Below are 18,978 nucleotides of genomic sequence, written 5' to 3'. Positions count from 1 at the left end.
CGGCCCACGGCGCGGAGACCTTCAACAATGTCCGATCACGCGGGCAGTCCCCACGACGAACACGCGAGTGGCGGCCCTCGGCTCCTCCAGCGGCTGCGCTCGAAACTCGCACAAGGCATCACGCATCTGACGACCGGCAGCGGCCCGAAGCTCGACTATGCTTCGCCGCCAGGAGACCCCGGCCTCTTCGGGCCGGACGCCGTCTGCTGGAGAGTTCATGCCGATTTCACGTCGATGATGGTCGGCGGCATCAGCGCCTTGATGCTCCAAGCGCTACATCCGCTCGCCCTCGCAGGGGTCTGGGATCACTCGTCGTTTCGCACCGATATCCTCGGGCGCCTGCGCCGCACCGCGACCTTCATCTCCGGCACCACCTACGGCAGCCGCAGCGATGCGCTGGCGCTGATCGAGCGCGTGAAGCAGATTCACCTCGGGGTCACCGGCACGGCACCGGACGATAGGCCGTATCAAGCAAGCGACCCGGCGCTGTTGACCTGGGTGCATGTCGCCGAGGTATCGAGTTTTCTCGCTGCCCATCTGCGCTACGTGAATCCGGCGCTTTCGGTCGCGGCGCAGGATCAGTATTACGCGGAAACAGCGCGCATCGCGCGGATGCTCGGCGCGACGCAAGTGCCAAGCTCAAAGGTCGAAATCGACGCGTACTTCAGCTCGATGCAATCCGAACTCGAAGCGGGACCGCGCACGCATGAGGTTGTGAAAATTCTAATGAATGCATCTCCGCCTAGCGCGGCAATGCGGCCTGCAGGCAGGCTCATGCTGAACGCCGGCGTGGACCTTCTGCCGGACTGGGCCCAACGGATGCTCGGGTTCGAGCAATTTGCCGGCGCGCGTCGCCTATTGGTGCGGCCCGGCGTGCACGCGATCGCCCCGGTGATGCGGTGGGCGCTCGTGAACGGCGTTTCGAAGCGCGCACGGCGCCGCGCCGCGGCTCGCTCGTCCTAGCATTCGAGCCCTCTGCGCCGCAAACCCGCCAAGTCAAACACAGAGCAGCGGGTAATCAGCGAAACAACTCCGGATCTTTGACGAACCCGTCGTCGTCGCTACCGCTGGCGAGGTGGTCGATATCGGCCCAGGCCAGCACTCGCGCTCGACCGCCTTCGAACTCCACCGTATTGATGCTCGTGTTGAGCAGCGCGTAATTACGCGGCGCATCGAGCGGAAGACCGTTGACGAAGCGATAGACGCAATCGAGCACGCCACCGTGCGCAACGCAAGCGATACGCCCTTCCGGATGTTCGGCGATGATCGACTCCACGGCGTGCACGACGCGGTGATAGAACACGCGGGACGACTCGCCGCCCTCCGGGGCGAAACCCGGATCGCGCGTCTGCCAGACCGCGTACGCATCCGGAAAGCGCGCCTCGATCTCGCCGCTATCGTGACCTTGAAAGACACCGTATGCACGCTCGCGCAAGCCGGGCTTCAATTGCAGCGGCAAGCCAAGCACAGCGGCGGCAGGTTGCGCGGTTTGCTGCGCGCGCTGCAGATCGCTCGAATAAATCGCATCGAGCTTGGCGCCCGATTGCGCCTCGCGCGCAAGGCGTGCCGCGAGTTGCTGCGCTTGGGCGAGGCCGCTTTGCGCAAGCGGAATGTCGATATGGCCTTGGATGCGCTTGATGCGATTCCAGTCGGTCTCGCCGTGTCGGATGAAGAGGACTTGGGTAGGCATGGGGCTAGGGTGAGAGTGAGTAACAGGCCCTAGCCGCGCGTTTGCAACCAGAACGTAACGGGGCCGTCGTTGACGAGCGAGACCTGCATGTCGGCGCCGAATTCGCCAGTCTCGACGACCGGATGTTTGGCTTTCGCCGCCGCGACGAAATAGTCGAACAAGCGCTTACCTTCGTCGGGCGGCGCGGCGGGCGTGAAACTGGGTCGCAAGCCGCTGTTGGTGTCGGCGGCAAGCGTGAACTGCGAGACGAGCAGCAGGCCGCCAGCGCGGCCTTCGCCGTCGATGTTCGTCACCGGCAAGTTCATCTTTCCCGCTGCATCGCTGAAGACGCGATAGCCGAGCACTTTGGCGAGGAGCTTCTCCGCGCTTGCGTCGGTGTCGCCGCGCTCGGCGCAGACGAGCGCGAGCAAGCCCGCGTCGATCGCACCCGTCACGCGTTGGCCGACACGCACTTCGGCGCGCTTCACGCGCTGAATCAGCGCGATCATGCGCGACTCCGGCTGCGGCGGCGTGACAGCGCAACGGGCAAGACGTGCGCGATCATCGTCACGCCGACAACGTCACGCGCGCAAACCGGCGCTTGCCGACCTGGACGACGTATTCGCCGGCTTCAACCTTGATCCCCTTGTCGGAGATGGTCGCGCCATCGATCTTCACGCCGCCCTGCTCGATGTTGCGCAGCGCTTCGCTCGTCGACGGCACAAGCCCCGCTTGCTTGAGCAACTGCCCAATGGCGAGCGGCGCGCCGGTAAGCGTCACCGACGGGATATCGTCCGGCACGCCGCCCTTCGCGCGGTGGTTGAAGTCTTCGAGCGCGCGCTCGGCATCGGCTTGCGAATGGAAGCGCGCGACGATCTCCTGCGCGAGCAGCACCTTGAAGTCGCGCGGATTGCGCCCTTCGTCAGTTTCACGCTTGAATTGCGCGATCTCGTCCATCGGACGGAAGGACAGCAGCTCGAAGTAGCGCCACATCAGCACGTCCGAAATGCTCATGAGCTTGCCGAACATATCGGTAGGCTTCTCGCTGATGCCGACGTAGTTGTTCTTCGACTTCGACATCTTCTCGACGCCGTCGAGCCCTTCGAGCAGCGGCATCGTCAAGATGCACTGCTGCTCCTGCCCGTACTGCTTCTGGAGTTCGCGGCCAACGAGCAGGTTGAACTTCTGGTCGGTGCCGCCGAGTTCGAGGTCGGCATTGAGCGCGACCGAATCGTAGCCCTGCATCAGCGGGTAGAGGAATTCGTGGATCGAGATCGGCACGCCGCCCTGGAAACGCTTCGTGAAATCCTCTCGCTCGAGAATCCGCGCAACGGTGTAGCGCGACGCGAGCTTGATCATGCCGTCGGCGCCGAGCGGCATCGACCACTCGCTGTTGTAGCGGATCTCGGTCTTCTCGCGATCGAGCACGAGAGCCGCCTGCTCGAAGTAGGTCTTCGCATTCGACTCGATCTGCTCGCGCGTGAGCGGCGGACGCGTCGCGTTGCGGCCCGACGGATCGCCGATCAGCGACGTGAAATCGCCGATCAGGAAGATCACCGTGTGCCCGAGGTCCTGCAGTTGACGCATCTTGTTCAGCACAACGGTGTGGCCGATGTGGATATCGGGCGCAGTCGGATCGAGCCCGAGCTTGATACGCAGCGGCGTGCCGGTCGCGGCGCTCTTCGCGAGCTTCTGCGCAAACTCTTCTTCGATCAGCAGTTCATCGACGCCGCGCTTGGTGACGGCCAGCGCGTGACGGACCTCGTCGGTGATCGGAAATGGCGAGGCAGGCTTGGCGGAGGTGGACTCGGTGCTCATCTTTGAACAGGTAATGGGGCGTTGCAAAAACCAAGATTGTCCCATATCTCGCGGCTAGCCCCTTTGTCTACGCTTAACGATTGCCGCGCTAACAAGGATAATCTGACGCAAGCCAACGGCGGACGGTGGCAGCGGACGGTTACGCGCTGTCTGCTTCGGCCGCCCCGACAACGACAGACAGGAGCGAAACGTGGCGCACAGCACGGTCAAGAACCCCGCGGACGGCGTGTATTTCGGGCTGATGTCCGGCACCAGCATGGATGGCGTGGACGGCGTCGCGGTCCAATTCGAGGCAGGCAAGCCGCCAGTCGTGCTGGCGGAAGCGTTCGTTGGCTTCGCCGCGGGGCTGCGCGACGCGCTCTTCGCGCTCCAGCAACCGGGCGAGAACGAGATCGAACGCGAGGCGCTTGCCGCATCGGCGCTGGCTACGCGCTACGCGGTCTGCTGTCACGAGTTGCTGCGCACGGCGCATCTCTCGCCACAGCAGGTGCGCGCGATCGGCGCACATGGGCAGACAGTTCGCCATCGGCCGGAAAAAGGCTACACGCGCCAGATCAACAACCCATCGCTGCTTGCGGAGATGACGCATGTCGATGTCGTCGCCGACTTCCGCAGCCGCGACGTCGCCGCCGGTGGCCAGGGCGCACCGCTCGTGCCGGCGTTCCACGCGACCATCTTCGGAGCAGCGGACGAAACGCGGGTCGTCTGCAATCTCGGCGGCATCAGCAACATCACGATCCTCCCGGCCGGCAGCGGCCAGGGCGCCGAAGTCAACGTGCGGGGATTCGACTGCGGTCCGGCCAACGTGCTGCTCGACGAATGGGCGCATCGGCATCTAGGCACGTCCTTCGACGAAGGCGGGCGGCTGGCGGCAAGCGGGCAGGTGAATCAACCGCTCTTGAACGCGCTTCTGGACGAACCTTTCTTTGAAGCCGCACCGCCGAAAAGCACCGGCCGCGACCTGTTCAACGCGCAGTGGCTAGACGCCAAGCTAAGCGGCTTTCAGTCAGTCAGCACGGCCGACGTCCAGGCCACGCTCGCGGCGCTCACCGCGACGACGGTCGCACGCGAAATCGAACGCCATGTGTCGGACTGTCGGGCGGTCTACGTGTGTGGAGGTGGCGCGCGCAATCCCGAACTGATGAAGGCGCTCGAAACGGCCCTCACGCAAACCGGTGTCTGCGGCGTGCCGGTCAAAACGACGGATGCGCTCGGCGTGCCGCCGCATCGTGTGGAATCGCTCGCGTTCGCGTGGCTGGCGATGCGCTGCGTGGACCGTGCGCCGGGCAATCTGCCGACGGTCACGGGCGCCTCCGGCGACCGCGTGCTCGGCGCGATCTACCCGCGCTAGACGCGCCGGCAAAGAAAAACGGGGCTTGCCGCCCCGTTTTCTTGATCGACTTCCGGCTCAAGCCGGCAAGCAGACTTTCCGGTCTATCAGACCGAGAACGACGAACCGCAACCGCAAGTGGTGGTCGCGTTCGGATTCTTGATGACGAACTGCGCGCCGTTGATGTCGTCCTTATAGTCGATCTCGGCGCCAACCAGGTACTGATAGCTCATCGAATCGATCAGCAACTGGACGCCGCCCTTGTTCATCACGGTGTCGTCTTCGTTGATCGCCTCGTCGAAGGTGAAGCCATATTGAAAGCCGGAGCAGCCGCCACCCTGCACGAACACGCGCAGTTTCAGGTCGGGATTGCCTTCCTCGTCGATCAGTTGCTTCACCTTATCGGCCGCAGCGTCGGTAAAGACGAAGGGACTCGGCATCTCGGTCACGGGGGTGTCGGTGACAGCGTTCATTCGAACTCTCCAAAAAAGCATCTTCCCGCTATTGTAGGGCTGATCTCGATATCGTGCCGAAGTCCATAAAATCAATAGGTTCTTCGCGCCAGCATGCACCCGAGAATGAAAAAAGCCGCCATGCGCATACGCGCTGGCGGCTTTTTGACCTGCCGTTGCACCAGTCGAGCCGGCGCAACGCCAAAGCGATTAACGCTTCGAGAACTGCTTCCTGCGGCGTGCCTTGTGGAAGCCGACCTTCTTACGCTCGACTTCACGTGCATCGCGCGTCACGAAGCCGGCGTTCGACAGCGTCGGCTTGAGCGTGGCGTCGTAGTCCATCAGCGCGCGGGTGATGCCGTGGCGAACCGCACCGGCCTGACCCGTTTCACCGCCGCCCGTCACGTTGACTTTGATGTCGAACGTCGTAGCGTGGTTCGTGAGTTCCAGCGGCTGGCGCACGATCATCAGCGACGTTTCGCGCGAGAAATAATCAGCGATGGGCTTGCCGTTGACGACGATGTCGCCCTTGCCTGCCTTGATGAAGACACGAGCGACTGCGCTTTTGCGGCGGCCCGTACCGTAGTTCCAATTACCGATCATGTGGGCTCCCCTTAGATCTCGAGCGCCTTCGGCTGTTGAGCCGAGTGCGGATGCGTGGCTTCTGCGTAGACCTTCAGCTTCTTGATCATTGCGTAGCCGAGAGGGCCCTTCGGCAGCATGCCCTTGACCGCCTTCTCGAGCGCGCGGCCCGGGAAGCGTTCTTGCATCTTGCCGAACGTCGTTTCATAGATACCGCCCGGGTAGCCCGAGTGACGGTAGTACTTCTTATCCAAGGTCTTGTTGCCCGTGACCTTCAGCTTGCCGGCGTTGATAACGATGATGAAATCACCGGTGTCGACGTGCGGGGTGAACTCAGGCTTATGCTTGCCGCGAAGACGGCGTGCCACTTCGCTGGCGACACGGCCGAGAACCTTATCCGTCGCGTCAATCACGTACCATTCGCGCGTCACCTCATGGGCTTTTGCGGAAAACGTCTTCATGATCGATCCAAGAAAAAAATGCTGTGCCCTGTGTTTTTTCCTGCTTGAGTTGGCGCGTCGAGGCGTCCGTGCAGGCTCTCCCTGTTCTTCTTCCGCGGGCATTGATGCGGAAAAGCCTTGAATTATAAACGAAATTCCGCTCGCTCGTCAAAAACTCCCTGCATTGCGCCGCGCCATCCCGCGGCGGGCGGGAAATCGCACAACCCGAGCCTCTGACTGAAGGCCTCTCGCGGGAACCGGCGCATCGGTTCGGGACCGCCGAGAACGGAATTGCCCCCCGATTTTGAGACGGGGCCAGCCGGCATTGGAGTAGAGTCCAACCTTTCATCCTCATTTCAGCGGCAAACGACGCGGCCGGCTCCCGGGCGGCCACGCGCGGCGCAATCACTCGCGCCGCCCTTGTTGGCCCATGCATGGAAAGTCCCAACCATGAAAAAAGTCCCGGCCGCCGCCCTCGTCTCGCTCGTCCTGTTGACCGCCCAGACCGCGTACGCCTACTCGCCGAGCTGCACCGCCCGGATCAGCGCGCTTCAAGCGCAAATCAACGCGGCCAGTCAGGCCGGCAACAGCAGCAAGCTTGCCGGCCTGCAAAGCACGCTGACGAAAACAAAGGCCAAATGCACGCTTGAAGCCCGCCATTTGCGCGCTGGACGCAAGGTTCGCAACAGCGAGAAGGACGTGCTCCAGGCGCAGGACGAGCTCAACAAAGCCGACGACGAACTCCGCGCCGCGCAAGCCGCGAGCGACGCCGAGCACATCAGCCAAGCGCAGAAGAAGGTAGCCGAGAAGCAGAAGAAACTGCGCGAAAAGACTGAGGATCTGAGTAAGGCACGGGCCGATCTGGACCGGCTGAAGGGCTGACGCCGGCACCGCAACCAGCGGCCCGACCCGGCGGATCTGAATCAAGTCGACGCATTTACCCGCATTTCAACTATGACCCTGCGCCTGATTGGCTTGGCAGACGACCACCCGGTCTTGGCAAAGTACGGGTCAGCAGCATTCACCGCATCTCATCAACCTCGAAGCAAAGGAACTCGACCATGAAAAAGACTCTGATCGCAGCCATCATTCCGTTCGCACTGCTTGGCACCTCGTCGGCATTCGCCTCCACGCAGGGTTGCGCGGCCAAGATCAGCGCTCTCGAGGCGCAGCTCTCGGCGGCGAAGGCGTACGGCAACTCCAACAGGGTTGCGGGGCTGCAGCAAGCGCTCGCGCAAACGAAGGCCAACTGCACGAACGCCAACCAGCTGACGCGCGCCGAAGCCAAGGTGCGCGACAAGCAAGCGGACGTGGGCAAAGTGCAGGAAGAAGTCCGCCAAGCGGAAGAATCGCTGCGCGAAGCGCAAGCGCGAGGTGACGCCAAGAAGATCGCCAAGGCGCAGGACAAGCTGCGCGACAAGCAAGACAAGCTGCGCGAGAAGATGGAAGACCTGCACGAAGCGCAAGCCGATTTGAAAGCGCTGAAGGCTTAAGACTCTTCATCGTTCTCTCTCCGGCTGTATATCAAAGCGGGGGCGCATGTCCCCGCTTTGCTTTGTCCGTTCGAAACAGCAATTGCATCTCGAGAATTCAGCAGTGCACAGGCGATCGCTTTTTCACGTTTGTACCACGCTTTCTTTTACGCCTGCGGCGGCCCTGGCCGATGCAGAGGCCCCGCCTGTTTTTGCGATGCGGTCGAAAAGCTTTGGGGTAGATTCCAACCTTTCACCCTCATTTCAATGGAAAAATCCGCGTGGCAAGTTCATCAGCCAGTCCGCGCGGAGCAGCCCTTCACGGCCGCCTTCGTTGGCCGATGCAATGGAAGTCTCAACCATGAACAAAACTCTGATCGCAGCCCTTATTCCGTTCGCACTGCTCGGCACCTCACCGGCTTTCTCCGCCACGCAAGCCACGCCAAATTGCGCGGCCCAACTCAAAGACATCGAAGCGCAAATCGCAACGATAAAGGAACACAGCGGCAGCATCGGCAAGTTCACGGGGATGCAGCAAACGCTCGAGCAGTTGCTCGCGCAAGCGAAAGCGCTCTGCACGGGCACCGACGACACGGCGCCCGTCGGCGCCAAAGCAGGCGATAAGCAAGCGGACGCAAGCCCAGCGCAAACGGAAGTGCACTAAGCACAGCAAAGACTGCCCGACGCGCAAGCCGCGAGTGGGAAGCGCTGAAGGTCTGACGCGCTCATCGTTCCCTCTCCGGCTGCATTTCGGAACGGGAAACGGGGCCAAGCAGACGAAAAAAAGCCCGAACGCTTGAGTTCGGGCTTAATCCACCTAAGGAGGAGGGTGGAGGAGACATGCGGAGATTGTCGAACAGCGACAACCAATGAGTCGCATTATACGAACGGAGTTTTTGCAGGGCAAGAAGATTTATATTGCGAAACATGACACCGCATTATGAAATACAAGAAGCGGAACGCCATCTTAGAAATTTCCTTATAAATCAATAACAAGCCTCCAGACTCGAACTTCACGGCACCCCTCGCACTAGAGTAAAACCCCTAAAAACAGCGGGATATCCCTAAAGAATCGGCTCATGCTGCCGAGCAACATCGGCATCCGCCGTCAAGACTGCGACGTCCAGTTCGATCGCGCCCGGCGAACCGCATGCCAGCGGGCTACAATGCCCGTCTCGAATTCGCGATTTGCTGTGGAGCACAAGCATGGAATGCAAAGTTAGCTGGATGGGACAGGACGGCATGTCGTTCGCGGCGGAGACCGGCAGCGGTCATCTCGTCACGATGGACGGCGCACCCGAGGGCGGCGGCCGGAATCTCTCGCCACGTCCGATGGAGATGGTCCTGCTCGGCACCGGCGGCTGCACCGCTTACGACGTCGTGATGATCCTCAAGAAGAGCCGCCAGGACATTTCGGGCTGCTCGGTGACGCTCAAGGCCGAGCGCGCCAGCGAAGACCCCAAGGTCTTCACGAAGATCCACTTCCACTTCACCGTCACGGGCAAGAACCTGAACCCGTCGACGGTCGAACGCGCGATCAACCTGTCGCACGACAAGTACTGCTCGGCGTCGATCATGATGGCGAAAACCGCTGAGCTGACCCATTCGTTCGATATCGTCGCGGACTGAAGACCGAGTCCGGACGAAGCACGAAAAAAGCCGGCGTCGATCAACGACGCCGGCTTTCTCATTTGAAGAGAGGCAAAGCAGGCCGATAAGCCGGATTCTGTGCACGCACCGCGCTACGAGAGCGCCGCGCGCGTGGCAGCCATTCCTCTAGGCGCGCCATTGCTGACGCGCTCAAGCTTCCTACCCGCAGACGAGACGGGGGCCCCGTCCTGCATCGCGAAGATGCGCGCCTGCCTACTTGGAATTGCTCCGGGTGGAGGTTACCGTGCCGGACTGCGTCGCCGCAGCCGCGGTGCGCTCTTACCGCACCGTTTCACCCTTACCTGATCCCGGCGTAGCCGGGCCATCGGCGGTTTGCTTTCTGTTGCCCTGTTCCGCGTGTCGCCACGGATGGCCGTTAGCCATCACCCTGCCCTGTGGAGTCCGGACTTTCCTCGCCCTCTCCGGCATGAAGCCGGAAAAGCCGCGACTGCCTGGCCTGCTTTGCAAGCGGCGATTTTAGCATGCGGGGTTGGCGCGGCAGGCGTGGCGCGACGGGGGACGGCAAGCGCTCAGCGCGCGCGGCGGCCGGTGCGGAAGACTTGTTTGTCGTCGTAGAACGCGGGGGCGTCGTTGGCAGGCCACCAGCCCGGGATGCCGAGCACCGGCAGCGGCGCGAACATCCGGCTTTCGAGCGACCCGTGCGCGATGGTGGCACTGATGGACTCGTCGAGCAGCGCCCGCTGCTGCGCGTCGGGCCACGAGAAGTACTCAGCCGGGACGTCGACGATCCATGCGTGCCCTGTGCATGCCTTGTACGGCGCGATCAGCTTTTCGAGCAACGCGTGCCCGAACGAACGAACTTCGCAGCGTACGCCCCAGGCAGCCCGGTTCGCCACCAGCAAGCCCTGCCAGTCGAAATTGCGCAGCGCGGCGGCAAGGGCCAGATCGGCCGTTGCGAAGATCAAAGCGTTTTCGTCGAACAAGGTGAGCATGTCACGCACGCTGCCGCGCGTCGGGCCGACGCCCAGTTGATCGATCGCCTCCGACTGCCGCGCATTCAGCGCCGCCTTGATGCACGGAAACGTGAACCACATCAGCGCGTTGAAGAAGTCGTGCAGGTTGTGCCGGGTCGGCACGCAGCCTGTTGCGCCGATATGTGCCTCGTAGGCGGCGCCCGGCGGAAGGTCGTCCTGTGCGATAAAGGCCAGCGGCTTGCCGCGGCCGGTCGTCTGGCCGCTTGCACTGGCGTCGCGATTGAGTTCGGCGAGATAGGCGGCTTCGCTCTCGAGCGCGGCGCGCTGCCAACGCGCGCCGCGCACGGCGAACGGCGCAAACCACGGCCTGGACCAATCAATGCGCTCGAAACCTGAGGCGCTCAAACCAGTCGCCAGCCGATTTCCTCGCCGCCACGCAGCGGCACCACCGGTGCGCCCCCGGCCTCGATCTCGGCAGGCAGCGTCCACGTCTCGCGGCGCAGCGTCACACGCTCATCGCTGCGCGGCAGCCCGTAGAAATCGGCGCCGAAGAAGCTCGCGAAGCCTTCGAGCTTGTCGAGCGCGCCCGCCTCGTCGAACGCTTGCGCGTAGAGCTCGAGCGCGTGGAGCGCCGTGTAGCAGCCCGCGCAGCCGCACGCGTGCTCTTTCAGGCCCTTGGGGTGCGGCGCGCTGTCGGTGCCGAGGAAGAAGCGCGGATTACCCGAGGTGGCCGCTTCGACGAGCGCCACGCGATGCGTCTCGCGCTTCAGCACAGGCAAGCAGTAGTAATGCGGACGAATGCCGCCCTGGAAAATCGCGTTGCGATTGAACAGCAGATGGTGCGCCGTGATCGTCGCCCCCAACAGTCCGGGCGCGACACCGGCATCGCGCACGTAGTCAGCGGCATCCTTCGTCGTGATGTGCTCGAACACGACCTTGAGCGCCGGGAAGTCGCGGCGCAGCGGCGTCATCACGCGGTCGATGAAGACCTTCTCGCGATCGAACAAATCGATGGACGGGTCCGTCACTTCGCCGTGAATCAGAAGCGGCATGCCGGCTTCCTGCATCGCCTCGAGCGTCTTCGCGCATTTCAGGATGTTCGTCACGCCGGCGTCCGAATTCGTGGTCGCACCCGCCGGGTACAGTTTCACGCCGTGCACAAAGCCGCTTTCACGCGCGCGGCGGATTTCGTCGGGGGGCGTGTTGTCGGTGAGATAGAGCGTCATCAGCGGCTCGAACTTCGCGCCGGCCGGCAGCGCGGCCAGAATGCGCTCGCGGTACGCCTGTGCCTGCTCAGTGGTCGTCACAGGCGGCTTCAGGTTCGGCATGATGATCGCGCGGCCGAACTGGCGGGCCGTGTGCGGCAGCACGGCCGCGAGCATCGCGCCGTCGCGCACGTGCAGGTGCCAGTCGTCGGGACGAGCGAAGGTGAGCGTGTCTTGGGCGGCGCCAGCGGACGCGGCGATGGAAGCAGGAACGGAAGCAGTCATGGCGAGGGAATAACGAGAGTGGCGAGCGCAGCGCCCCCAGCGCAACAAGCCTTTCGCGAATAACCCGGCTGGCAACGTGGAAAAACTGCAACGCACGCGCAGCGACACCGGGAAATTCGCTTTTGGCCGCTTGGGGCTCGGTGATATGCTTCAAAAAACATATTGTAACGGGTTCACCTGGCGACTTAGCTGCGGGTTCACTCGTTGGTTAGCCCGCCTCACACGCTTCGCTTTATCTGCACCATGTGCCAACTTCTCGGAATGAACTGCGCCGCGCCGACGGACGTCACGTTCTCTTTCACCGGCTTTGCGGCGCGTGGCGGCGTCACCGATCACCATGCCGACGGCTGGGGCATCGCGTTCTTCGAAGATAAAGCCTGCCGTCTCTTCATCGATCATCAATCGTCCGCGACCTCGCCGATCGCCGAGATGGTCAAGCGCTATCCGATCAAGTCGAAGAACACGATCGCGCACATCCGTAAGGCGACGCAAGGGCACATCCTGCTCGAAAACTGCCATCCGTTCATGCGCGAACTGTGGGGGCGTCATTGGATCTTCGCGCACAACGGCGACTTGAAGGACTATCATCCGGCGCTGAATGGCGTGTGTCAGCCGGTCGGCACGACCGACAGTGAACTCGCGTTTTGTGCGTTGATGCAGGGCTTGCGTTCAGCGTTTCCCGGCTCGCAGCCGCCTCTCGATGAGCTGTTCGACACGCTCGGCGCGCTCACGCGCGAGATCACGCAATTCGGCGTGTTCAACTTCCTGATGTCGAATGGCCAAGCGCTCTTTGCGCACTGTTCGACGCATCTGCATTACCTCGTTCGGAGCTGGCCGTTCTCGACCGCGCATCTGATCGATGCGGACATGTCGATCGATTTCGCGAAATATACGACGCCGGAAGATCGCGTCGCTGTGATCGCCACGAAGCCGCTCACGGATAACGAAGTCTGGACCGCGTTTCACCCCGGCGATCTGATGATGTTCCAGCATGGCGACGTGGTCGCGCGGACCCATATCCCAGTGCCGCAATTCGTGCTCGATAAAGCGCGCAATCCCGAGTGCGACGAAACGGCTTCGGCGTCGATGCTGCCCGCGACGGCCGAACTCGATATCGAGTCTGACGATGCCGCCGCGTGCGAGTCTTGATACTGCATTAGCGCGCGAGTAGAACGCTACGCCTCACGCAAAAAAGCCGCTTCCTCGGAAGCGGCTTTTTAGTTTTGCGGCTAACGGGTCGCTGCCGCGACGGGCAGCTCGCCACACTCAATGCAGGATCTTCGCCAAAAAATCCTTCGCCCGATCCGACTTCGGATTCGCGAAGAAGTCCTCCTTGCGGTCGTCTTCGACGATGAGCCCCTTGTCCATGAAGATCACGCGATGCGCGACCTTCTTCGCGAAGCCCATTTCGTGCGTCACGCACATCATCGTCATGCCTTCCTGCGCGAGTTCGACCATCACGTCGAGCACTTCGTTGATCATCTCGGGATCGAGTGCTGACGTGGGCTCATCGAACAGCATCGCGATCGGGTCCATCGACAGCGCGCGCGCAATCGCGACCCGCTGCTGCTGGCCGCCCGAAAGCTGCCCTGGAAATTTTTCGGCATGCGCCTTGAGCCCGACGCGATCGAGCAGCTTGAACCCCTTCTCGGTGGCTTCGTCCTTCGAGCGGCCGAGCACCTTGATCTGCGCAAGCGTCAGATTCTCGATGATCGACAGATGCGGAAACAGCTCGAAGTGCTGGAACACCATGCCGACCTTCGAGCGCAACTTCGAGAGATTGGTTTTCTTGTCGCCCACCGACTGGCCGTCGATCAGAATCTCGCCCTGCTGGAACGGCTCGAGACCGTTCACGGTCTTGATGAGCGTCGACTTGCCGGAGCCCGACGGCCCGCACACCACGACCACCTCGCCTTTTTTCACTTCTGTCGTGCAGTCGGTCAACACCTGAAAATGACCGTACCACTTCGACACGTTCTTAATGGAAATCATCTTGCGACCTTTTTCTGAAGACCTTTGACGAGGCCCGATGCGATCACGCAAATCACGAAATAACACGCACCGGCGAACAGTACCATTTCGACCGTGGAGCCGTCTCGGTCGCCGATATTCGCTGCCGTGCGAAAGAAATCAGCGAGGCTGATCACGTAGACAAGCGACGTGTCCTGGAACAGCACGATCGCTTGCGTGAGCAGGAGCGGCGCCATCGCGCGAAACGCTTGCGGCAGCACGACCAGGCGCATCGCCTGCGCGTAGTTCATGCCGAGCGCGAACGACGCATTGACCTGCCCTCTCGGCACCGCTTGGATGCCGGCGCGAATGATCTCGGAGTAATACGCGGCCTCGAACAGCGAAAACGCCACCATTGCAGAGGCGAGACGAATGTCGATGTCGGGCGAGAGCCCGAGCACATTCTGCAACACCTGCGGCACGATCAAGAAAAACCACAGCAGGACCATGACGAGCGGAATCGAGCGGAACACGGTCACGTAGCCGTGAGCGAACCATTGCAGCGGCTTCACGCCCGAGAGCCGCATGATCGCGAGCACGGTGCCCCACACGATGCCGACGACGATCGCGAGCACGGTGATCTTGAACGTGACGACGGCGCCGGTCCACAGCGTGGGAAGCGCGCCCGGGATACCGCTCCAGTCGAATTGATGCATCACTTCCCTCCGATGTAGCCAGGCAGCCGAGTCCGGCGCTCGATCCAGCGCATGAGATTCATCACGACGAGATTGATGAGCACATAGGCGAGCGTCACCGCGATGAATGACTCATAGGTCTGCGCCGTGTAGTCGACGAGTTGCCGCGCCTGCGCGGACAGATCGAGCAAACCGATCGTCGACGCCACCGCGGAGTTCTTGAAGATGTTGAGAAACTCGGATGTGAGCGGCGGCACGATGATCCGGTACGACACGGGCAATAGCACGTAGCGATAGGTCTGCCATTCGGTGAAGCCCATCGCGAGACCGGCCGCGCGCTGTCCGCGCGGCAGCGCTCGAATGCCGGAGCGCACCTGCTCGCAGACGCGCGCCGAAGTGAAAAGCCCAAGACACAGAATCGACGCCGAGAAGAACTGCACACCCGGGGGCAACTGCTTGAACCAGTTGCCGGCCGACGCTGGCAACAACTCCGGCACGACGAGATACCAGATGAAGAACTGCACGATCAGCGGGATGTTGCGAAAGATCGCGACATAGACGGTGCCGATCACGGCCAGCCGCGGGTTCGGCACGGTGCGCAGCACGCCGAAGAACGAGCCGACGACGAGCGCGATCATCCACGCGACGAGCGACACGCTGACTGTGACCCAAAGCCCGGACATGAGCCAGCCGAGATAGGTGGTCGGCTCACCGGTGGAGACCGGGCTGAGCAGAACACCCCAGTTCCAGTGATAAGACATGACGAGACTCCAAATCCAAAAAAGAGAGACGGGAGAGGCGTCAGCCTCTTTCCGTCTCATTCAATGCGTAGCGCAGCGAGGTTTAGTCGATCGCCTTGTCGTTCGGGCTCTTGAAAAGCGCCTTCATGTCGTCGCTTTCGGGGAAGTTCAGGTTGAGGCCCTTCGGCGGAATCGGCGATTCGAACCAGCGCTTGTAGATTTTGTCGCCCTCGCCGGAGGTCTGGACCTGCGCGATCGCCTCGTCGACCACCTTCTTGAACTCGGGATCGTTCTTGCGCAGCATGCAGCCGTATGCCTCGCGCGATTGCGGCGTGCCGGTGATCACATATTGATCGGGGTTCTTCGACTTCGCGCGCTCGCCGGCGAGCAGCGCGTCGTCCATCATGAATGCGGAAGCGCGCCCGGTTTCGAGCGTCAAGAAAGAATCGCCGTGGTCCTTCGCGCTGATGATGTTCATCCCCATGCTCTTGTCCTGGTTCATCTTGCGCAGCAAGCGCTCGGACGTGGTGCCCGCCGTCGTCACGACGGTCTTGCCTTTCAGGTCGGGGAAGTCTTTGATGCCGGAATCCTTCTTCGTCATGAGACGCGTGCCGATCACGAAGATCGTGTTCGAGAACGCGGCTTGCTGCTGGCGCTCGGCGTTGTTGGTCGTGGAGCCGCACTCGATGTCGACAGTGCCGTTTTGAACGAGAGGAATCCGGTTTTGCGACGTGACCGGCGTCAGCTTCGTCTTCAGATTCGGCATCTTGAGCTTCTGCTTGACGGCGTCGACCACCTTCATCTGAAACTCATACGAGTAGCCGATCACGTTCTGCTTGTCGTCGTAATAAGAAAACGGGATCGACGATTCGCGGTGGCCGAGCGAGATCACGCCTGTGTCCTTGATTTTTTTCAGCGTCCCCGCGTCTTGCGCCTGTGCGCCGCTTGCGATCAGTCCCAACGCAGTCAGCACCCATGCCGCTTGTTTGATCTTCATTTGCTAGTGTCTCCTTGGCTGGAATCGCGCAAGTGTAGCAAAGTAATTATTTTGAAAGAATAAAAATTGAAATTCGAAAGCAATGCAATTCGTCGGGCGATGCCGATCCGGCGCCCAAAACGCAAACGGGCGGCATCTTATCGATGCCGCCCGCCTCTCAGGTGCTAGCGCGGTCTTGTGAACCGCGCCGGTAGGATCTGATCTTTCGATCAGCAGGGGATCAGGGGTACAGGCCGCGCATTTCGCGCGCCATCAGAATCCGCTTACACGCAACGATGAACGCCGCCGTCCGCACCGACACGTTGTTCTCGCTCGCCACTTGCCACACAGCGGCAAACGCTTCGCGCATCACGCGCTCGAGACGATGGTTGATCTCTTCCTCGGTCCAGAAGAAGCTCGAGAAGTCCTGCACCCATTCGAAGTACGACACCGTCACGCCGCCGGCATTCGCGACCACGTCGGGGATCACGAGCACGCCCTTGTCGCGCAGGATGTCGTCGGCTGCCGTCGTGGTCGGGCCGTTTGCGCCTTCCACGACGATCTTCGTCTTGATCTTCGATGCGTTCTTTTCGGTGATCTGGTTTTCGAGCGCGGCCGGGATCAGGATGTCGGTCTCGATGGTCCAGAACTCGTCGGCCGAAACCGGGTCGGCGCCTGGGAAGCCGCCCACGCCGCCCTTCGCTGCGACGTGCTCGAGCAGCGCCACGGTGTCGAGGCCCGACGACTTGTAGATCGTGCCGGTGTGGTCCTGCACGGCGATGACCTTCGCACCCGCTTCCTGGAACAGGCGAGCGGCGATGCCGCCCACGTTGCCGAAGCCTTGCACGGCGATGCGCGCGCCTTCGATTTCGAGGCCGACGCGGCGAGCCGCTTCCGTGCCAACGACGAACACGCCGCGGCCGGTTGCTTCTTTGCGACCGAGCGAACCGCCGAGCGTGATCGGCTTGCCGGTCACGACGCCCGTGGCCGTCTGGCCTTGGTTCATCGAGTACGTGTCCATCATCCACGCCATGATCTGCTCGTTCGTGTTCACGTCCGGCGCAGGGATGTCGGTGTTCGGTCCGATGATGATGCCGATTTCGCTCGTGTAGCGGCGCGTGACGCGCTCGAGCTCGCCGCGCGACAGCTTGCGCGGATCCACGCGGATACCGCCCTTCGCGCCGCCGTACGGCACGTTCACGGCAGCGTTCTTGACCGACATCCAGGCGGACAGCGCCATCACTTCGGAGAGCGTCACGTCCTGGTGGTAACGCACGCCGCCCTTGCCCGGGCCGCGCGACACGTTGTGCTGCACACGATAGCCCTCGAAGTGCGCGACAGTGCCGTTATCGAGTTCGATGGGCACATCGACCACGAGAATGCGCTTCGGACGCTTCAGCGTTTCAAGCCAGCGCGACAGCGAGCCGAGGTAAGGCGCGACGCGATCGACTTGTTGCAGATAGTTGCCCCAGGGGCCGAGATCGTCGCTGTGCAGATACGAGGGAATGGATTGCTCAGCGGACGAGGACTGCAATTGCGAGGACATGAAATCTCCGACGGTCAACAGGTGACCGCAATTGTCGAGAAGGCCATTTCCGAAATCCAATGCCGATTGGTCATCCCATTATGCTTTTCTCGCATAACGATGTTTTGGGGCTTCTGACGTGTTATGAGACACGCAAAACGGCGATAGACCGGGCTGTGAGTCTATGCGGATGGCTGCGCCAGTTCCTGCGTCACGACGTCCCAAAGGCGTCGCACCAGCGCTTGTCTCGGCTCGTCGCCGGCAGCCGCGAGCTTGTCGCGATAGAGGCGAATCTCCATCGTCAGCGTGAACGAATTCGCGCCCGCGCCGCGCGCAGTCCGGTCGAGCCGGATCAGCTTGCCGTCGGCCACCGCCTCTTCGACGGCGCTATGCGGCAGGAACGCGACGCCGTGACCGGCGAGCGCCATCGCCTTCAACCCCTCGGCCATGTCGGTCTCGTAGACGCGGTTCAGATAAAGCCGGGCCGGCGCGTTGGCGATGATCACTTCCGTCATGCGCCCGAGGTAGGCGTTCGGGGTGTACGAGAGATACGGCACCGGCGCCTCTGGCGTGCCGGGCAGCGTGTAGCGCGCCCGCCCGGGGCGCGACGGCGCCGAGAACGGGCTGATCGGCTCGGTGCCGAGCGTCAGCATGTCGTAGCGCGCGGGGTCCAGTGCGACCGGGTGGCTCGGATGGTGATAGCCCATCACCAGATCGCAGCCGCCCTCGACGAGCGACAGCACCGCATCGTGCACATTCAGCGCGCGCAGGCGCGCATGCACCTGGCCCATCTGCGCCTCGATGCGCTGCAGCCAGCGCGGGAAATACGTGAGCGAGAGCGTATGCGGCACCGCGAATTCGATCGTCGCGGCCGGCGCGCCGGTGTGTCCGCGCAGCACGGTGCGCGCCTCGCGGAACTGCGAGAGCATCGTGAGCGCCTGCTCGTAGAACACTTGTCCGGCGGGCGTGAGGCGCGTCGGATACACCGAGCGGTCGATGAGCTCAGTGCCGAGCCATGCCTCGAGCGCCTGGATGCGCCGCGAAAACGCCGGCTGCGTGACATGCCGCAGTTCCGCCGAGCGGCTGAAGCTGCGCGTCTCCGCGAGCGATACGAAGTCTTCGAGCCATTTCAGTTCCATGCGGACCTTTGCGTCAAGCGAGCGATGCCGAGAGAAGTCGGCATTTTACCGGCGCGCACGCGGGGGAACGCGACTCGCGCAGGTGGTAAAATTCGCGGTTCTCCCCTGTCCTGAC

Annotated in this window: 21 protein-coding genes and 1 other RNA gene; 7 read left to right on the top strand and 15 right to left on the bottom strand. The window is 62.3% G+C overall.

Features of this window, described 5'->3' with window-relative positions; all coding sequences use genetic code 11:
- The first annotated feature begins 27 nt into the window (after window positions 1-27).
- Window positions 28-963: an oxygenase MpaB family protein gene (locus AAHK20_RS21195; protein WP_449183472.1), complete on the top strand. Its 936-nt coding sequence runs from the start codon at window positions 28-30 to the stop codon at window positions 961-963.
- A gap of 55 nt (window positions 964-1,018) precedes the next feature.
- Here the strand turns inward: AAHK20_RS21195 and AAHK20_RS21190 are convergent, their stop codons facing one another.
- The 3 genes from AAHK20_RS21190 to tyrS are packed head-to-tail and all read right to left on the bottom strand — an operon-like array spanning window position 1,019 to window position 3,487.
- Complete coding sequence (locus tag AAHK20_RS21190) at window positions 1,019-1,690, bottom strand: histidine phosphatase family protein (protein ID WP_449183471.1); 672 nt, start codon at window positions 1,688-1,690, stop codon at window positions 1,019-1,021.
- Between the two features lie 29 nt (window positions 1,691-1,719).
- On the bottom strand, window positions 1,720-2,178 hold the full coding sequence (dtd, locus tag AAHK20_RS21185; protein WP_449183470.1) for a D-aminoacyl-tRNA deacylase: 459 nt from the start codon (window positions 2,176-2,178) through the stop codon (window positions 1,720-1,722).
- Window positions 2,179-2,236: 58 nt separating this feature from the next.
- Window positions 2,237-3,487 carry a tyrosine--tRNA ligase gene (gene tyrS / locus AAHK20_RS21180; protein WP_449183469.1) on the bottom strand — a complete coding sequence of 417 codons (1,251 nt, stop codon included), beginning with the start codon at window positions 3,485-3,487 and terminating at the stop codon, window positions 2,237-2,239.
- 190 nt (window positions 3,488-3,677) lie between these two features.
- On the opposite strand from tyrS, the gene AAHK20_RS21175 reads away from it, so the two are divergent.
- A complete protein-coding gene (locus AAHK20_RS21175) occupies window positions 3,678-4,838 on the top strand; it encodes an anhydro-N-acetylmuramic acid kinase (protein ID WP_449183468.1) in 1,161 nt (386 codons plus the stop codon).
- An 86-nt stretch (window positions 4,839-4,924) separates the two neighbouring features.
- Here the strand turns inward: AAHK20_RS21175 and erpA are convergent, their stop codons facing one another.
- The 3 genes from erpA to rplM form a co-directional block, all read right to left on the bottom strand.
- Window positions 4,925-5,290 (bottom strand): iron-sulfur cluster insertion protein ErpA, encoded by a 366-nt coding sequence (gene erpA / locus AAHK20_RS21170; RefSeq protein WP_137333815.1) that lies wholly within the window; start codon window positions 5,288-5,290, stop codon window positions 4,925-4,927.
- Between the two features lie 189 nt (window positions 5,291-5,479).
- Window positions 5,480-5,872 carry a 30S ribosomal protein S9 gene (gene rpsI, locus AAHK20_RS21165; RefSeq protein ID WP_449183467.1) on the bottom strand — a complete coding sequence of 131 codons (393 nt, stop codon included), beginning with the start codon at window positions 5,870-5,872 and terminating at the stop codon, window positions 5,480-5,482.
- Between the two features lie 11 nt (window positions 5,873-5,883).
- Complete coding sequence (gene rplM, locus AAHK20_RS21160; protein WP_137333817.1) at window positions 5,884-6,312, bottom strand: 50S ribosomal protein L13; 429 nt, start codon at window positions 6,310-6,312, stop codon at window positions 5,884-5,886.
- Between the two features lie 429 nt (window positions 6,313-6,741).
- Between rplM and AAHK20_RS21155 the strand changes: the two genes are divergently transcribed.
- The 4 genes from AAHK20_RS21155 (at window position 6,742) to AAHK20_RS21140 (ending at window position 9,392) form a co-directional block, all read left to right on the top strand.
- On the top strand, window positions 6,742-7,173 hold the full coding sequence (locus AAHK20_RS21155) for a DUF1090 family protein (RefSeq protein ID WP_449183466.1): 432 nt from the start codon (window positions 6,742-6,744) through the stop codon (window positions 7,171-7,173).
- A 179-nt stretch (window positions 7,174-7,352) separates the two neighbouring features.
- Window positions 7,353-7,784, top strand: coding sequence for a DUF1090 domain-containing protein (locus AAHK20_RS21150; protein ID WP_449183465.1), 432 nt, complete (start codon window positions 7,353-7,355; stop codon window positions 7,782-7,784).
- A gap of 82 nt (window positions 7,785-7,866) precedes the next feature.
- The gene (locus AAHK20_RS21145) at window positions 7,867-8,427 is read left to right on the top strand and encodes a DUF1090 domain-containing protein (protein ID WP_449183464.1); all 561 of its coding nucleotides are present in this window, start codon (window positions 7,867-7,869) and stop codon (window positions 8,425-8,427) included.
- A 542-nt stretch (window positions 8,428-8,969) separates the two neighbouring features.
- Window positions 8,970-9,392 (top strand): OsmC family protein, encoded by a 423-nt coding sequence (locus AAHK20_RS21140; RefSeq protein WP_449183463.1) that lies wholly within the window; start codon window positions 8,970-8,972, stop codon window positions 9,390-9,392.
- 70 nt (window positions 9,393-9,462) lie between these two features.
- Here the strand turns inward: AAHK20_RS21140 and rnpB are convergent.
- The 3 genes from rnpB to pyrC form a co-directional block, all read right to left on the bottom strand.
- Window positions 9,463-9,877, bottom strand: an RNA gene (gene rnpB / locus AAHK20_RS21135) — RNase P RNA component class A.
- A 66-nt stretch (window positions 9,878-9,943) separates the two neighbouring features.
- Window positions 9,944-10,753 (bottom strand): DUF3025 domain-containing protein, encoded by an 810-nt coding sequence (locus AAHK20_RS21130; RefSeq protein WP_449183462.1) that lies wholly within the window; start codon window positions 10,751-10,753, stop codon window positions 9,944-9,946.
- Window positions 10,750-11,838, bottom strand: a complete 1,089-nt coding sequence (gene pyrC, locus AAHK20_RS21125; protein WP_449183461.1) for a dihydroorotase — start codon at window positions 11,836-11,838, stop codon at window positions 10,750-10,752. The genes AAHK20_RS21130 and pyrC overlap by 4 nt, the downstream gene beginning before the upstream one ends.
- A gap of 243 nt (window positions 11,839-12,081) precedes the next feature.
- Between pyrC and AAHK20_RS21120 the strand changes: the two genes are divergently transcribed.
- On the top strand, window positions 12,082-12,987 hold the full coding sequence (locus AAHK20_RS21120; RefSeq protein WP_449183460.1) for a class II glutamine amidotransferase: 906 nt from the start codon (window positions 12,082-12,084) through the stop codon (window positions 12,985-12,987).
- Between the two features lie 117 nt (window positions 12,988-13,104).
- Here AAHK20_RS21120 and AAHK20_RS21115 read toward each other — a convergent pair whose 3' ends face one another.
- From AAHK20_RS21115 to AAHK20_RS21090, 6 genes are all read right to left on the bottom strand, one after another.
- Window positions 13,105-13,830 carry an amino acid ABC transporter ATP-binding protein gene (locus AAHK20_RS21115; protein WP_449183459.1) on the bottom strand — a complete coding sequence of 242 codons (726 nt, stop codon included), beginning with the start codon at window positions 13,828-13,830 and terminating at the stop codon, window positions 13,105-13,107.
- The gene (gene gltK / locus AAHK20_RS21110; RefSeq protein ID WP_449183458.1) at window positions 13,827-14,504 is read right to left on the bottom strand and encodes a glutamate/aspartate ABC transporter permease GltK; all 678 of its coding nucleotides are present in this window, start codon (window positions 14,502-14,504) and stop codon (window positions 13,827-13,829) included. The genes AAHK20_RS21115 and gltK overlap by 4 nt, the downstream gene beginning before the upstream one ends.
- Window positions 14,504-15,244, bottom strand: coding sequence for an amino acid ABC transporter permease (locus AAHK20_RS21105; RefSeq protein WP_449183457.1), 741 nt, complete (start codon window positions 15,242-15,244; stop codon window positions 14,504-14,506). Before AAHK20_RS21105 ends, gltK begins: the two co-directional genes overlap by 1 nt.
- An 82-nt stretch (window positions 15,245-15,326) precedes the next feature.
- Entirely contained in the window at window positions 15,327-16,220 is an 894-nt protein-coding gene (locus tag AAHK20_RS21100; RefSeq protein ID WP_449183456.1) for a glutamate/aspartate ABC transporter substrate-binding protein, read from the bottom strand.
- A gap of 220 nt (window positions 16,221-16,440) precedes the next feature.
- Window positions 16,441-17,745 (bottom strand): Glu/Leu/Phe/Val family dehydrogenase, encoded by a 1,305-nt coding sequence (locus tag AAHK20_RS21095; protein ID WP_449183455.1) that lies wholly within the window; start codon window positions 17,743-17,745, stop codon window positions 16,441-16,443.
- Window positions 17,746-17,906: 161 nt separating this feature from the next.
- Window positions 17,907-18,863, bottom strand: coding sequence for a LysR substrate-binding domain-containing protein (locus AAHK20_RS21090; RefSeq protein ID WP_449183454.1), 957 nt, complete (start codon window positions 18,861-18,863; stop codon window positions 17,907-17,909).
- Between the last annotated feature and the right edge of the window lie 115 nt (window positions 18,864-18,978).

The organism is Trinickia camelliae (assembly GCF_053525655.1).
The sequence above is the reverse complement of the archived record's forward strand: the minus strand, read 5'-3'. Positions and strand labels throughout refer to the sequence as shown.

Coding starts and splice junctions, on each gene's coding strand:
- AAHK20_RS21195 (WP_449183472.1), top strand. CDS start 28: ATGTCCGATCACGCGGGCAGTCCCCACGACGAACACGCGAGTGGCGGC.
- AAHK20_RS21190 (WP_449183471.1), bottom strand. CDS start 1,690: ATGCCTACCCAAGTCCTCTTCATCCGACACGGCGAGACCGACTGGAAT.
- dtd (WP_449183470.1), bottom strand. CDS start 2,178: ATGATCGCGCTGATTCAGCGCGTGAAGCGCGCCGAAGTGCGTGTCGGC.
- tyrS (WP_449183469.1), bottom strand. CDS start 3,487: ATGAGCACCGAGTCCACCTCCGCCAAGCCTGCCTCGCCATTTCCGATC.
- erpA (WP_137333815.1), bottom strand. CDS start 5,290: ATGAACGCTGTCACCGACACCCCCGTGACCGAGATGCCGAGTCCCTTC.
- rpsI (WP_449183467.1), bottom strand. CDS start 5,872: ATGATCGGTAATTGGAACTACGGTACGGGCCGCCGCAAAAGCGCAGTC.
- rplM (WP_137333817.1), bottom strand. CDS start 6,312: ATGAAGACGTTTTCCGCAAAAGCCCATGAGGTGACGCGCGAATGGTAC.
- AAHK20_RS21155 (WP_449183466.1), top strand. CDS start 6,742: ATGAAAAAAGTCCCGGCCGCCGCCCTCGTCTCGCTCGTCCTGTTGACC.
- AAHK20_RS21150 (WP_449183465.1), top strand. CDS start 7,353: ATGAAAAAGACTCTGATCGCAGCCATCATTCCGTTCGCACTGCTTGGC.
- AAHK20_RS21140 (WP_449183463.1), top strand. CDS start 8,970: ATGGAATGCAAAGTTAGCTGGATGGGACAGGACGGCATGTCGTTCGCG.
- pyrC (WP_449183461.1), bottom strand. CDS start 11,838: ATGACTGCTTCCGTTCCTGCTTCCATCGCCGCGTCCGCTGGCGCCGCC.
- AAHK20_RS21120 (WP_449183460.1), top strand. CDS start 12,082: ATGTGCCAACTTCTCGGAATGAACTGCGCCGCGCCGACGGACGTCACG.
- AAHK20_RS21115 (WP_449183459.1), bottom strand. CDS start 13,830: ATGATTTCCATTAAGAACGTGTCGAAGTGGTACGGTCATTTTCAGGTG.
- gltK (WP_449183458.1), bottom strand. CDS start 14,504: ATGCATCAATTCGACTGGAGCGGTATCCCGGGCGCGCTTCCCACGCTG.
- AAHK20_RS21105 (WP_449183457.1), bottom strand. CDS start 15,244: ATGTCTTATCACTGGAACTGGGGTGTTCTGCTCAGCCCGGTCTCCACC.
- AAHK20_RS21100 (WP_449183456.1), bottom strand. CDS start 16,220: ATGAAGATCAAACAAGCGGCATGGGTGCTGACTGCGTTGGGACTGATC.
- AAHK20_RS21095 (WP_449183455.1), bottom strand. CDS start 17,745: ATGTCCTCGCAATTGCAGTCCTCGTCCGCTGAGCAATCCATTCCCTCG.
- AAHK20_RS21090 (WP_449183454.1), bottom strand. CDS start 18,863: ATGGAACTGAAATGGCTCGAAGACTTCGTATCGCTCGCGGAGACGCGC.